Source organism: Planotetraspora sp. GP83, assembly GCF_041262585.1.
Classification (GTDB): Bacteria; Actinomycetota; Actinomycetes; order Streptosporangiales; family Streptosporangiaceae; genus JAOEGB01.
The window spans coordinates 64,695-77,252 of the sequence record NZ_JBGCBZ010000023.1; the positions used below are offsets into that span (position 1 = coordinate 64,695).

11 protein-coding genes are annotated in these 12,558 nt (G+C 68.7%); 3 read left to right on the top strand and 8 right to left on the bottom strand.

Annotated features, from left to right (window positions below):
• Positions 1-22: 22 nt before the first annotated feature.
• The 5 genes from ABH927_RS27435 to ppgK form a co-directional block, all read right to left on the bottom strand.
• Positions 23-2,329 (bottom strand): NACHT domain-containing protein, encoded by a 2,307-nt coding sequence (locus ABH927_RS27435; protein WP_370026202.1) that lies wholly within the window; start codon positions 2,327-2,329, stop codon positions 23-25.
• Positions 2,330-2,548: 219 nt separating this feature from the next.
• Positions 2,549-6,550, bottom strand: coding sequence for an ATP-dependent RNA helicase HrpA (gene hrpA, locus ABH927_RS27440; protein WP_370026204.1), 4,002 nt, complete (start codon positions 6,548-6,550; stop codon positions 2,549-2,551).
• Positions 6,551-6,700: 150 nt separating this feature from the next.
• Positions 6,701-7,327: a winged helix-turn-helix domain-containing protein gene (locus tag ABH927_RS27445; RefSeq protein WP_370026207.1), complete on the bottom strand. Its 627-nt coding sequence runs from the start codon at positions 7,325-7,327 to the stop codon at positions 6,701-6,703.
• 53 nt (positions 7,328-7,380) lie between these two features.
• On the bottom strand, positions 7,381-7,479 hold the full coding sequence (locus ABH927_RS27450) for a putative leader peptide (RefSeq protein ID WP_370026209.1): 99 nt from the start codon (positions 7,477-7,479) through the stop codon (positions 7,381-7,383).
• Between the two features lie 135 nt (positions 7,480-7,614).
• A complete protein-coding gene (gene ppgK, locus ABH927_RS27455) occupies positions 7,615-8,358 on the bottom strand; it encodes a polyphosphate--glucose phosphotransferase (RefSeq protein ID WP_370026285.1) in 744 nt (247 codons plus the stop codon).
• A gap of 154 nt (positions 8,359-8,512) precedes the next feature.
• Between ppgK and ABH927_RS27460 the strand changes: the two genes are divergently transcribed.
• The 3 genes from ABH927_RS27460 (at position 8,513) to ABH927_RS27470 (ending at position 10,135) form a co-directional block, all read left to right on the top strand.
• Positions 8,513-8,809, top strand: coding sequence for a hypothetical protein (locus tag ABH927_RS27460; protein WP_261583971.1), 297 nt, complete (start codon positions 8,513-8,515; stop codon positions 8,807-8,809).
• 277 nt (positions 8,810-9,086) lie between these two features.
• Positions 9,087-9,425, top strand: a complete 339-nt coding sequence (locus ABH927_RS27465) for a hypothetical protein (protein WP_370026211.1) — start codon at positions 9,087-9,089, stop codon at positions 9,423-9,425.
• Positions 9,426-9,544: 119 nt separating this feature from the next.
• Positions 9,545-10,135: an ester cyclase gene (locus tag ABH927_RS27470; protein WP_370026213.1), complete on the top strand. Its 591-nt coding sequence runs from the start codon at positions 9,545-9,547 to the stop codon at positions 10,133-10,135.
• A gap of 334 nt (positions 10,136-10,469) precedes the next feature.
• Here the strand turns inward: ABH927_RS27470 and ABH927_RS27475 are convergent, their stop codons facing one another.
• From ABH927_RS27475 to ABH927_RS27485, 3 genes are all read right to left on the bottom strand, one after another.
• A complete protein-coding gene (locus ABH927_RS27475; protein ID WP_370026215.1) occupies positions 10,470-11,021 on the bottom strand; it encodes a MarR family winged helix-turn-helix transcriptional regulator in 552 nt (183 codons plus the stop codon).
• A 246-nt stretch (positions 11,022-11,267) separates the two neighbouring features.
• Positions 11,268-12,197 carry a hypothetical protein gene (locus ABH927_RS27480; protein WP_370026217.1) on the bottom strand — a complete coding sequence of 310 codons (930 nt, stop codon included), beginning with the start codon at positions 12,195-12,197 and terminating at the stop codon, positions 11,268-11,270.
• Positions 12,194-12,355 (bottom strand): hypothetical protein, encoded by a 162-nt coding sequence (locus tag ABH927_RS27485; RefSeq protein WP_370026218.1) that lies wholly within the window; start codon positions 12,353-12,355, stop codon positions 12,194-12,196. Before ABH927_RS27485 ends, ABH927_RS27480 begins: the two co-directional genes overlap by 4 nt.
• Positions 12,356-12,558 lie beyond the last annotated feature (203 nt).

A 12,558-nucleotide genomic window follows, 5' to 3' on the forward strand; every position in this document is an offset into this window, starting at 1 on the left:
TTTCCCGATTCACCTCGGCCGCTTAGACAGGCGCCTTGGTCTCCGCGGCGAAGTGGTCGCGAAGAAGCGGATGAATGAAGTGGTAGGAGTCACCTCGACGCTGAAGGAGGAGGATGCCGCTTCCCACGTCGAGGAAGCGGGTGTAGCGCCAGGGAGCGACCCCTTCGATGACCAGGAGCGCGCGAAGCAAGTAGTGCTGCAGGCACGCGCGCCAGCCGAACCGCACGCCGACCGCGATCAGTGCGCTGACGCCGAGCATGACGACCAGAATCGTCCGGGCGGCGGCGCTGGATATACCGCCGGCGTCGAGGACTCGGGCGAGGCTGTCCAGAAGGATCACGCCCTCGTGAGTGATGAGCGCCACGACGACCGCTATGCAGAACAGTGCCGCGCCGAGATATATCCCGTGAAACGCGGCCACAACGCTGGAAGGAAGGACGCCTTTCCATCGCGTGGCGGCGTAGGCGAAAAGCCGGGCTGTGAAGTCCGTGGCGTGTTCGAGCAGGCGGATGATGGTAACCCCCAGAAAGAGACCGATGAGCGCTCCCATCACCGCGTACCCGGCGGCGTCCGCGCCGTCGGAGCCGCTGGGGTAGGGGCCCGCGGCCCTCACTGAGATCGCCGTGACAACGATCATGATCAGACCCGCGGCCCCGCCGAGCACACCGGCCTGTCGCGCGGAGCGACGCAGCGCTTCACCCGGGCGCTGCCGGGTCGGGCCGAGCCCGGTGACCAGGGCGCATTCGAGGACGCAGATGAGCATGCCGGTGGCGCTCGCGCCGATCCCCGCGGCGATCCCGCCGGCAGATCCGGCGAACAGGGTAGTGCCAATCGCGGTGATCATAGCGATGACAAGCCCGGACGTGATCAACCTGGCACTGCTGCGGCGCAGCGCCGCCCACGACCAGTGCACCTGTTCGACGAGTACGATCTGGCCGCCGGTCGCGATCGTACGGATCACACCCGCGATCACTCCGCTGAGTTCTACGACGAAGGCGCCGAGCGCGTAACCCGGGCTGAGCCGTCCCATCGCGCCCAGGCAGGCCAGTATCAGCAGCGCGGCGACAGTTGATATGACGACCTCGGGCAGCACCGCGAGCAGCCGTCGCGAAACAGTCCGGTCGAGCCAGTCCGCCTGGAGCCATTCGACGCTGAAAGAAGCGAGCTGGCGGTCGCGTAACCGCCGGGCCAGCCACGAAAGCCAGGTCCGGGTCTTCTCTCCCGAATAGGGAATCGTCCGCCGGCGCATCATCGCGTCGGTGAACGCCGCGAACAACGCCTCGCGAAACTGCTCGGGGTGTCCTGTCATCGGGGGCACGTTCAACCCGCCGATAGTGGTGAGAGCCACGAGATTGAGGAACAACGGAGATCGGAAGACCGTCGCCACATCGTCGTCGCGTATGCCCGCGAGAAGGACGTCACCGCGGACGGATTCGGGCACTCCCGCCTGGTCGAGAAATTCTCTGGCCTGTTCCGGTGTCGGCGGTAGGAGCTCGACGGCCTCCTCGAGCTCCAGATGGTCGCCGAGGCCGGCGTAGTCGGCGCTCCGGCACGTGACCACCAGCCGGGTCAGCCCGTGCTCCCGGCGATAACCGTTGATCGCGCGGACACACGCTGCCCGCATGGCGGCGGGGACTTCGTCCAGCCCGTCCAGCAGCGGCAGGACCGCCTCGGCCTGCAGCCATATCTGCCCCGTCGCACGCGGCACCCGATAGCCGGTATGCAATTCCTCGACCAGCCACGGGATCAGCTCGGAACCCTTGCGCGCCGACGAAGCCCACGACGCCAGGCTGAACACCACCGGCACGGGTAGATCCGGTTCACTCCGCGCGCGCTCGACCAGCGCCCGGACCAGCTCCAGTATGGCGGTCGTCTTTCCGGAGCCGGGTGCTCCGAGCACCAGCAGACCGCCACCGATTCGATCGAACACGTCGGTGACCGTGGTCTGCGGAGGCAAGGGGGCACCGCGGCCGCCCGCGCGATGAAGCGCTAATCCGCCCAGGCGGCGCACCGCGTCTTGCCTGGCGGCCAGCCCCAGCTGAATTCGCACCACTGCGGCGAGCGAGTGTGACAGCACGTCGTCGATCCAGCCGTGGCTGACGCGCGCCAGCATGATTTCACGCTCCCGAGGCAGCATCGCGCCGACCCGCTCGGATGGTTCCGCTGCGTTGTCAAGACGAATCGTCAGCCATGCCACGCATATGACCAGGGCCGCCGTGAAGATCACAACTATTGGGCGATTGTAGGCGACCCAGGACGGCAACACGTTGCTGAGGACATTGGTCGCGATGCCCAAAAGCGCCGACAGAGTGGTAACCGCGATGATCATGACCCGGGCTCGACGCATGCCCGTCTCCCCATCAATCGAGGTCTAGATTGAATCCAGCCTAACCGTCCGCCTGCCAGTGATGACGAAACCCCGAATGACGGTCGGGCATTAGCCGGCTGGGCAACCGCGGCCCCGAAGAGGTCACGCCCGGACTCGACGACGTTCTTGCCTCTCGTTTGAATTGGGCCCGCCTAATCGCGACAGGGCGAAGATTGAACGCTAGATCGCGTCGATGGCCTTGCGGATGCGCTTCTCCGAGATGGGGGTCGGCGTGCCGAGCTGCTGGGCGAAGAAGCTCACGCGCAATTCCTCGATCATCCATCGGATGTCCTGTACGGCTTTCGCGTCCCGGTCGGCGGGCTTCAGCCGGTCGAGCAGGTCGCGGTAGTCGTCCTCGACGTCGTGGATCCGGTGCATCCACTCGCGGTCGCGGCGGGGGTCGTCGGGCAGCTTCTCCAGACGGCGCTCGACCGCCCGCAGGTAGCGGTGCAGATCGGGCAACCGGGCGTAGCCGGCGGCGGTGACGAAGCCGGGGTAGACGAGCGAGCCGAGCTGCTCCTTGATGTCGGAGCGGATGTCGGCGACGGCGTCCGCGAGGCCGTCGACGCCGTTCTGCGCGGTGTGCCAGGTCGCGAGGATCCGCTCGACCCTGGAGACGACCTCCTCGGTCGTGTCGAACAGCGACGCCCGCACGTGATCGCGGAGCCGCTCGAAGCTGGCCTCGTCCCATACCGGCCCTTCAGCCTCGGCGATCAGCTTGTCGGCGGCGCAGGCCGTGCAGTCGTCGAACAGCGCGGGGGCGCTCCCGTGCGGGCTGCGGCTGAGGGCGAGCTTCTGGGCGGTGGCGAGGCCGCGGAGGATGGCCTTGGCGGGGCTCACCACGTTGAGCAGCACCAGCCGCCGGGTGCCCGCCCACATGGCCCGCCGCTGCTCGGCCTCCGTCTCGAACATCCGTACGGCGACGCTGTCGGTCGTGTCGACCAGAGCCGGATAGGCCCGCATCCTGCCCTGCTCGAAGACCTTGGGCAGCGTGCCGATGGTCCAGCTCCGCAGACCGTCGCGCTCCAGGTCGTCGGCCGCCTTCGACAGGGTGGCGCGCAGTTTGGGGGCGAGGCGGCGCTTGAGGGCCTCCAGGTCCTTGTCCTCGGCGACCGTCCGTTTCCGGTCGTCGACCACCCGGTAGGTGATCCGCAGGTGCTCGGGCACCTGGTCGAGCGCCCATGCCTCGCGCGGCACGGTCACGCCGGTCATCCGGTGCAGTTCCCGCTCCAGCGCGCCGAGGATCGGCTCACCGCCGGGCTCCACGTGTTCCAGTACGGCTTTCGCGTAGTTGGGCGCTGGGACGAAGTTGCGCCGCAGCGGCTTGGGAAGCGACCTGATGAGCGCGGTGACCAGGTCTTCCCGCAGGCCGGGGATCTGCCAGTCGAAGCCCGCGGGGTCGACCTGGTTGAGCACGGCGAGCGGGATGTGCACGGTCACGCCGTCGGCGACGCCCCGCGCTCCCCCGTCAGCCGCCGCGTCGGCGCCTCGGCCGGCCACCCCGTCGGGGGCTCTCCCGGCGGCGCCCGGCTCGAACCGGTAGGTCAGCCGCATGCGGTGCCCGTTCTGCCGCCAGGCGTCGGGGTAGTCGCGGGCGCTGACCCCGGCGCTGGAGTTGACCAGCATCTCCGGGGTGAACGTCAGCAGGCCGGGCGTGGCGGCCGCGGTCTTCTTCCACCAGCTGTCGAAGTGGCGCCCGGAGACGACCTCGGCGGGGATCCGCTCGTCGTAGAAGTCGAAGAGGGTCTCGTCGTCCACGAGGATGTCCCGGCGCCGGGCCTTCTCCTCCAGCTGCTCGACCTCCTGCAGCAGCTTGCGGTTGTCGTGGAAGAACCCGTGGTGGGTCCGCCAGTCGCCGTCGACCAGGGCGTGGCGGATGAACAGCTCGCGGCTCAGCTCCGGGTCGATCCGGCCGTAGTTGACCTCGCGCTCGGTCACGATCGGCACGCCGTACAGGGTGACCTTCTCCAGGGCCATGACGGCGGCCTGGTCCTTCTCCCAGTGCGGCTCGCTGTAGGTGCGCTTCACGAGGTGTTGAGCGAGCGACTCGATCCACTGCGGTTCGATCTTGGCGTTGACCCGGGCCCAGAGCCGCGACGTCTCCACGAGCTCCGCCGACATGACCCACTGGGGCTGGGACCTGGCGAGCGCCGACCCCGGAAAGATCGCGAAGCGGGCGTTCCGGGCGCCGATGTACTCCGTCATGGGCCGCCGCTGGCCGTCCTGCCTGCGCTTGGCCTCGACGTCCTTGACGCCGATGTGCGACAGCAGGCCCGCCAGCAGCGACTGGTGGATCCGCTGGGGATCGGCGTCCACGCTGTTGGGCGTGATGCCGAGGGTCTTGGCGACCTGCCGGATCTGGCTGTCGATGTCCTGCCATTCCCGCACGCGCAGATAGTTGAGGAACTCCGACTTGCACAGCCGGCGGAACGCGCTGGAGGACAGCTCCCGCTGCTGCTCCCGAATGTAATTCCACAGGTTGAGATATGTCAGGAAGTCGGATTCCTTGTCGGCGAAGCGGCGGTGCTTCTCGTCGGCCGCCTGCTGCTTGTCCGCCGGCCGTTCTCGCGGGTCCTGGATCGACAGGGCCGCCGCGATGACCATGACCTCGCGGGCGCAGCCGTTCCTGTCGGCCTCCAGGACCATGCGGGCCAGCCGCGGGTCCACGGGGAGCTGCGCCAGCTTCCGCCCGAGCGGCGTGAGCTGGGCCCCCCTCTGCGCGCCCGCCCGGACATCCCGCTGCGCGGCCGCCTGCCCGTCGCCCGACGACGCGGCCGTCAGCGCGCCCAGCTCGTGCAGCAGGTTGACGCCGTCGCGGATCTGGCGGCTATCCGGCGGTTCGACGAACGGGAAGGCCGCGATGTCGCCCAGGCCCAGGGAGGTCATCTGCAGGATGACGCTCGCCAGGTTCGTACGGAGGATCTCCGGGTCGGTGAACTCCGGCCGGGAGGCGAAGTCCTCCTCCGAGTAGAGCCGGATGCAGATGCCGTCGGAGGTCCGGCCGCAACGGCCCTTCCGCTGGTTGGCCGACGCCTGCGAGATCGGCTCGATCGGGAGCCGCTGCACCTTGAGCCGGTGGCTGTACCGAGAGATCCGCGCCGCGCCGGGGTCGATGACGTACTTGATGCCCGGCACGGTCAGCGAGGTCTCGGCCACGTTGGTCGCCAGCACGATCCGGCGCCCCCGGTGGCTCTGGAAGACGCGGTGCTGCTCGGCCGCCGACAGGCGCGCGTACAGCGGGAGGACCTCCTCCTGGCGGCCCTTCAGCGCGTCGGCCGTGTCGCGGATCTCCCGCTCGCCGCTGAGGAACACCAGGATGTCGCCCGGCCCCTCGGCGCACAGCTCGTCCACCGCGTCGACGATGGCCTGCGTCTGGTCGTCGTCCTCCTCGATCGGCCGGTGTCGCACTTCGACGGGATAGGTCCGGCCGGAGACCTCGACGATCGGCGCGCCCTCCCCCGTGCCGGAGGCCGGGAAATGCCGGGAGAACCGCTCGGGGTCGATGGTCGCCGAGGTGATGATGACCTTGAGGTCGGGCCGCCTCGGCAGAAGCTGCTTGACGTAGCCCAGGATGAAGTCGATGTTGAGGCTGCGCTCGTGTGCCTCGTCGATGATCAGCGTGTCGTACTGCAGCAGGAGCGGGTCGGTCTGCATCTCCGCCAGGAGGATGCCGTCGGTCATCAGCTTGACCAGCGTCTCGTCGCTGGAGTGGTCGGTGAACCTGACCTTGTAGCCGACCGCCTCCCCCAGCGGGATCGACAGCTCCTCGGCGATGCGCTCGGCGACCGTGCGCGCCGCGATCCGGCGGGGCTGGGTGTGCCCGATGAGCCCGTGGACGCCCCGGCCCAGCTCCAGGCAGATCTTCGGAAGCTGGGTCGTCTTGCCCGAGCCGGTCTCGCCCGCCACGATGACGACCTGGTTGTCGCGGATCGCTTCGAGCAGGTCGTCCTTGCGCTGGCTGACCGGCAGGCCGGGCGGGTAGCTGAGGACCGGGACGGCCTCCCGGCGCGCCGCGACGCGCCGCTCGGCGGCCTCGATGTCCCCGGTGATTTCCCGGACGACGGCCTGGCGCGATTTACCGTCACGCACCTTGCGCATGCCGTCGATACGGCGGCGCAGCCTGCGCTCATCGCGCAGCATTAGGCCGGGCAGGCGGCTCTGGAGATCGGCGAGCATGTTCATTCCATGCTCAAGGATAGGCAACCGCCCCCACCGCTCCGCCAACCGTTTTCCAACATCAAGATCGTTTGGTGCGTACAGCCGGTGGGGACGGCCGGGGGCACGCCTCAGCCGCTCCCCCGGGCCCCCGCCCGTCAGTCACCACCCCGGCGGTTATCCGCGCGGCGGCTGGTACTTGTAGCCGACGTTCCGCACCGTCACGATCCGGTCGGCGTGGCGGCCCAGCTTGCGGCGCAGCCGGAGCACGTGGACGTCGACCGTCCGCGCGCCCTCGTCGCCGTACCGGTCCCACACCGCCGCCATGAGCTGGCGGCGATTGAAGACCCGGCCCGGAGCGGACGACAGGTAGTCGAGCAGCTCGAACTCCCTGAAGGTCAGATCGATCTCCTCCCCGTCCGCCCGCACCACGCGCGCCGCGCGGTCGATGACCACGTCCTCCACCGGCCCGGCCGGCCGGGCGTGCCGCAGGTGGACGCCTTGGCCGCGCTCGCCCTGCCGTACGGCCTGGGTGTTCGGAACGCTCCGGGAGGAGGACTCGGTGAACTGGGCGGATTGGGCGATCTGGGCCGCCTGCGAGAGCTGAACGGCGTCGAGCGCCTGCCGTCCGCCCTCCATCGGCACCATGTGCCCGACGATCACGAGCGCGGCGTCGACCCCGGGGATCGGCAGCACGCTGAGCACGGTCCCCTCCTCGATCGGCGGCAACTCGCCGCCCGGGCTGCGGCCCTTCTCGTGACCCTGCTCTCGCTGGCGTGCGGCGAAGTCGATGACATGGGACATTCGCGATTCTCCTTGCCTGATGACGGTCTGCCGGATTGGGGTGGAGCCGGCGATCAACAGGCGGCGCCGCAGACGCGGAGCAGATCGATGTGACGACGCTCGGTCAGTCCTCGCCATGAAGTCATGACGTCATCGTGACACGAATATTCCATGCTGTTCAAGTAGGAAAAAGGGGTTTACTGAAATTGGCCGAGATAAACCGGAGACCTGGTCGTCGACGCACTCGGCGCTGATGCCGTACGGCTGCCGCCGTTTCCTCCGACGGTCCGTTTTCGCGAGAGCTGGGCTCAGCTCGCCGGAGCCGTGTGCCCGGCCACCGCGGCCATGGCGGCGCCGATGATCCCGGCCTCGTTCCGCAGTACGGCCGGCACGACCGGGGTGTCGCCGAGATCGATCAGCGGCAGGAACTTGTCCGCCTTCTTGCTGACGCCGCCTCCGACGATGATGAGGGTGGGCCACAGCAGGTCGCGCATGTGGACGAGGTACTCCTCCACGTGGACGGCCCACTTCTCCCAGCTCAGGTCGTGGGCCTCCCGCGCGTGATCGGACGCCCGGTGCTCGGCCTCCTTGCCGCGGATCTCCACGTGGCCGAACTCGGTGTTGGGCACCAGCCTGCCGCCGGTGAACAGCGCGCTGCCGATGCCGGTGCCGAAGGTCAGCATCAGCACGACCCCCGCATGGCCGCGCCCGGCGCCGAAGGCGACCTCGGCGATGCCGGCCGCGTCGGCGTCGTTGAGCACTGCGACGTCCTCGCCGAACAGTTCGCTCGTCTTGACGCCGATCCAGGAGCGGTCCACGTTGGCGGCCGTCCGGATCACCCCGTCCCGGACCACCCCCGGGTAGGTCACGCCGACGGGACCACTCCACGAGAAGTGCTCGGTGATCAGCTTGACGGTCTCAGCGACGGCCGCGGGAGACGACGGGACGGGGGTGGGGATGCGGATCCGCTCTCGCGTGAGCCGGCCCGCGACGGTGTCCACCGTGGCGCCCTTGATCCCCGAGCCTCCGATGTCGATGCCCAGCGCTTCCATGAACTTCCTCGGCTTCCTCGACTTCTCCAGGGGTCCGGCGATCACGCTACCCCTCCACTCGGGATTATGCGCTTGATCATGCTGCTCCTCGGCGTGTTACGACATGGCCGCCGGGTATCGATAAAAAGGGAGAAATCACCACAAGGGGGACGAAATGATCAGCACCCTTCATCGGATGGGGCTACGCTCCAACATGATGTACATGGCCGGCATGGCCTCGATCGGCCTCTCGGTCGCTTCATGGTTCGTCTCCAAGGAGTACGAGTCGGCCGGGCTGGACCGGGCGGACCGCTGGGCCCTCTTCGTGGGCGAGTGGGCGCCGACGTTCTTCGCCATGGGCGTCGCCCTTCGCATCGAGGAGACCCACGTCGAGAAGGGGCGCGAGACCGCGGAGTGGGAGGAGCAGGCAGCCGAGCACGGCATCCGTCGTCCGTCCCGCGCGGGCGTCTAACGGCATCCCTTCACGTCGGCAGCCCGGGTGGGCGCTGGCCCCGATCCAGGGGCGTCCGGCTTGCGCCCACCCCGGGTGCTCTGTCGCGGTCCCCCTCGCAGCAGAACCGGCCGTCCGGGGCAACCTGGCGCACAGCCGGGGGCAGGCCGGTGATGCGGCGGGCGCGGCCACCGCATACGAAGTCCCCACCGACTGTCCGCGGGCGCTGGGACCTGACCGCCCCAAACCCTGAACACTCGGGGCGACCTGGCGGAAGCGTGCGTCTTGCATAAATGACGTGGTCAACGACGCCGCCAAGGTCGTACACGTCTACTCGATCATGTGGGGCGGGCCGTCCGCCGCCACCTCGGCCACGCTTCTGCCGAGACCACCCAGCCGTACGCGCTGCTGGACGACAAGGTCGCCGACGCCGAGATCCGCGCCGCCCGCCGACGCCGCGACCAAGCGTCCAACTGATTACCAGCTCGGCCGACCGGCCCGCTACTGCGGCACCCCCGTGCTGTTAGGCCGCCCACCGGGCCGCCGCGCCAGCGAGGCCGCCGGGCACCTCGTGTGGATCCGCCGACGCCTGGCCGCCGACCTCGCTCGTATCGACGAGCTGCGCGAAGAGCCCTGATGACTCCTAACTTGCCTAAGCATAGTTGACGCATCACTTAAGTGTCGTGTAATAATTGACACGTCAATTACAGGGCCGCGCCGCCGGGTGCCGCCCTTCCTCCCCCCCAGGAGTGCCACATGTTCTCCAAGAAGTCCCCCAAGGCCGCATTCGCCCCCGTGCCCAAGAGGCGCAGGGTGATCGGCGCCATGACCGGCCTCGCCGTCGCCGCCACCCTCGGCGCTGCCATAGCCATCCCAGCCGAGGCGCAGAGCCAGGGATCGCACGATGCCTCGTCCGGATACTCGTCCCACCACCACCCCAAGTCGCCAAGGCAGGTCGCCGCGGCGTTCTACGCCAGCTACAACGGGGACCTGGCTGCCGGCTTCGAACGCTATATCTCGAAGAAGCTGGTGCTCCACGGGTTTGACGGCCCCAACAGCCGCGATGCCTGGCTCCAGGGTGACCTCGAACTGAAGGCGTCGCTCACCGGTTACAAGCTGGAAGTGCTCGACCAGATCGCGGAAGGCGACAAGGTCGTCACACGCTGGGTCCTCGGGGGTGTCCACACAGGGACGATCTTGGGAATCCCTCCGTCCGGCCGCAAGGTCAGCCTCAGTGGCATCTCCATCGACCGCGTGGTAGGAGGCCAGTCCGTCGAACACTGGTCGGAAGGAAACTTCGGCAGGTTCCTGGACGAGCTCCGCGGTGAGACCCCCAGCGCCAAGTAGCGCTGCGCGGCGGCCCATGCCCCGGTCGGCGATGACCTGGGCATAGGCCGCCGTCCAGGGAGCAGCAACGTCGTATCGTTGTCCACGCCCGTGGCCCCATGATGATCAAGTGCGCCGAGACCGCAATGATCACTCATAGCCACGGGCGCTCTGCATCCAGGGCCGCAGTCAGTCGACCCTCACCCGTACTGCGCTGGCGCCGTGACCTGATCGCCGCACGTCACGCTCACAATTCCCAGCGCGTCGGCCACCCACGGTCCGGTCGATCCGCAGCCTGGCACTCCGCTCGGCGCGGGAGAACAATGGCTGGGGCTACCGGCGCATCCACGGTGAGCTACATGTCCTCGGCGTCAAGGTCGCCGCGTCCACTGTCTGGGAGATCCTCAATGCCGGCATCGACCCGGCGGGACGAATGAAGACGCGTGCGGAGCGTCGCGGCGATCTCGCCTGCCGCGAGGAGTTGGTCTGGTGTAAGCGCGTCGACGAAGAGTTCGCGGACGGCGCGCAGGTGCGGAACTGTGGCACGCCGGAATGTCTCGGCGCCGGTCGGGGTGAGCACGACCTCGGCTCCGCGGTTGTCGGTGGCGCACTCCTCGCGGCGGATGAGCCCGCGCCGCTCCATGCGGGCGAGGTGATGGGACAGGCGGCTGCGTTCCCAGCCGATGTGGGCCGCGAGCTCGGAGGAGCGCATCCGCTGCCCCTGCGACTCGCTGAGGGCGAGTAGTACTGCGTAGTCGCCCGGCGACAGCGAGGACTCGCTCTGCAGCCGCGACGAGAGTTCGGAGCGGAGTGCATCCGCCGTCTCGATGAAGTCCCGCCAGATCCGCCGCTCCTCTGCGCTCGGCAGGTGGCGTCCCCTCTGCCGCCGCGGTGTGTCCTCCGTCATGGGACCCTTTCTGATTGACGCATCAATTATATCTACGTTACGGGATATCGCCACCCATCGCCGGCTGACCGTCTCTCGTAGGTCCGTCTCGGAAACGGTCGTTTCCGGGACGGCTCCACGAGGACTCACGGCTGTTGATTCCGTAGTTGTGTGCACGGGCGACCTGGGGCTATGGGCCGATATGCAGGGCCGCAACCAATCCGGCCATGGACCCATCGACGGGGCAGCGGCTGTGCCCCTGCTCGGTTAGGACACCAGCTTCGCCATCACCGCGGGCGGCAGAGCCGGGTTGGCGGCCGCCGCCTCCATCACTTGCCCGTCGTCATCGGCGAGCAACTCGACGATGACCTGTGACGGCAGAGCCGGATGACCTGCGGCGATGCATCGGGCCTGCCGCTCTGACAAGCAAGCCAGCAGCGCCGGAGCCGTCACGTTGCGGTGCCGGGCGACCTCACGGAACGCCTTTGGCACCAGCGGCCGGTGCCGGGTCAGGTCCTCCAGCAACGCCGGTGAGGCGTCCGGGTTCTTCGCCACCTTGGCCACGACCCGCACCCCGTGCCGGTCCACCATGGCGCGTAGCCGAGCTTCAGACAAGCCCGGGTGCGGCGCGATGGACTTGACCACCTTGGCGTCGGAGTCGGCGGCCAGCACGCGGATCAGGCCGTCACCGATCGCGGGATTCTCGGCGAGAGCGGCACGGACACCGGGTTCCGGGCTGGTGGCGAGGCGTTCGTACATCTCCGGAGGCAGGTCGGTGCGAACGGCCAGCGGCCAGCGCAGCAGCATCGAGGGATGGTCGGCGAAGCCGATGACGGTCGCGGTGGGCGTGGCCGGGTTCCACAGCGCGCTCACGTGCATCTGGTGAACGGTGGACTCGTGGGAGCTGTCACATGAGGCACCGGGCGGCAGGTCACAGTCGAGCCTGGGGCAATGCGGATCGTGGGTGAACGGCGTTTCCGCGCGGTCGCAGACCAGGCACCGCCGCGCCGGGGGCAGCCCTTCGCCAGTGATCAGCGCGGCCAGCACCGCCGGCGGTGTCGCCTCGTTGCCCGCCACCGCACGGCGGACTTCGGCATGCGGATGCTCCGCGAGCCGGGCGGCCATGTCCGGCGTCGTCCACATCGCGAGTTCCACGACGACCGGTATGTCCGCGTCGGCTGCGAGGATCTTCCTCACATCGGAGGGGAGGCCAGCGCAACCGCCTGTGCGCGGGTGAGGTCCTCACGCTCGGTCAGATTCGCGGCGATGTCCTCGTCGGCAGTCGTGATCAGCCGATCGACCAGATCAGACGGCAGGGCCGGATTGCTGGCGAGGCCGCACAGGACATGGTTCACGGGAACATCCTGCCCAGGCCGTGATCACATGGCTCGCGATTATTCCGGCGGTGACGAGTTCCCGGCTGCTGGCCGGCCGCGTACCCTGGCCGGCCTGGCCGCCATCGCTGCGCACGGCCGAAGGGGGGACCGCCGCCCCCGCGGTGACTCCGACGTGTGTACGGCGCCCGGGCCCGCCGCGCCCATGGGAAGCGGGTCAGTAC

Bases quoted from the DNA above. Each gene is read 5' to 3' on its own strand.
- ABH927_RS27435 (WP_370026202.1), bottom strand. From the start codon at position 2,329: ATGATCATCGCGGTTACCACTCTGTCGGCGCTTTTGGGCATCGCGACC.
- hrpA (WP_370026204.1), bottom strand. From the start codon at position 6,550: ATGAACATGCTCGCCGATCTCCAGAGCCGCCTGCCCGGCCTAATGCTG.
- ABH927_RS27445 (WP_370026207.1), bottom strand. From the start codon at position 7,327: ATGTCCCATGTCATCGACTTCGCCGCACGCCAGCGAGAGCAGGGTCAC.
- ABH927_RS27450 (WP_370026209.1), bottom strand. From the start codon at position 7,479: ATGGAATATTCGTGTCACGATGACGTCATGACTTCATGGCGAGGACTG.
- ppgK (WP_370026285.1), bottom strand. From the start codon at position 8,358: ATGGAAGCGCTGGGCATCGACATCGGAGGCTCGGGGATCAAGGGCGCC.
- ABH927_RS27460 (WP_261583971.1), top strand. From the start codon at position 8,513: ATGATCAGCACCCTTCATCGGATGGGGCTACGCTCCAACATGATGTAC.
- ABH927_RS27470 (WP_370026213.1), top strand. From the start codon at position 9,545: ATGTTCTCCAAGAAGTCCCCCAAGGCCGCATTCGCCCCCGTGCCCAAG.
- ABH927_RS27475 (WP_370026215.1), bottom strand. From the start codon at position 11,021: ATGACGGAGGACACACCGCGGCGGCAGAGGGGACGCCACCTGCCGAGC.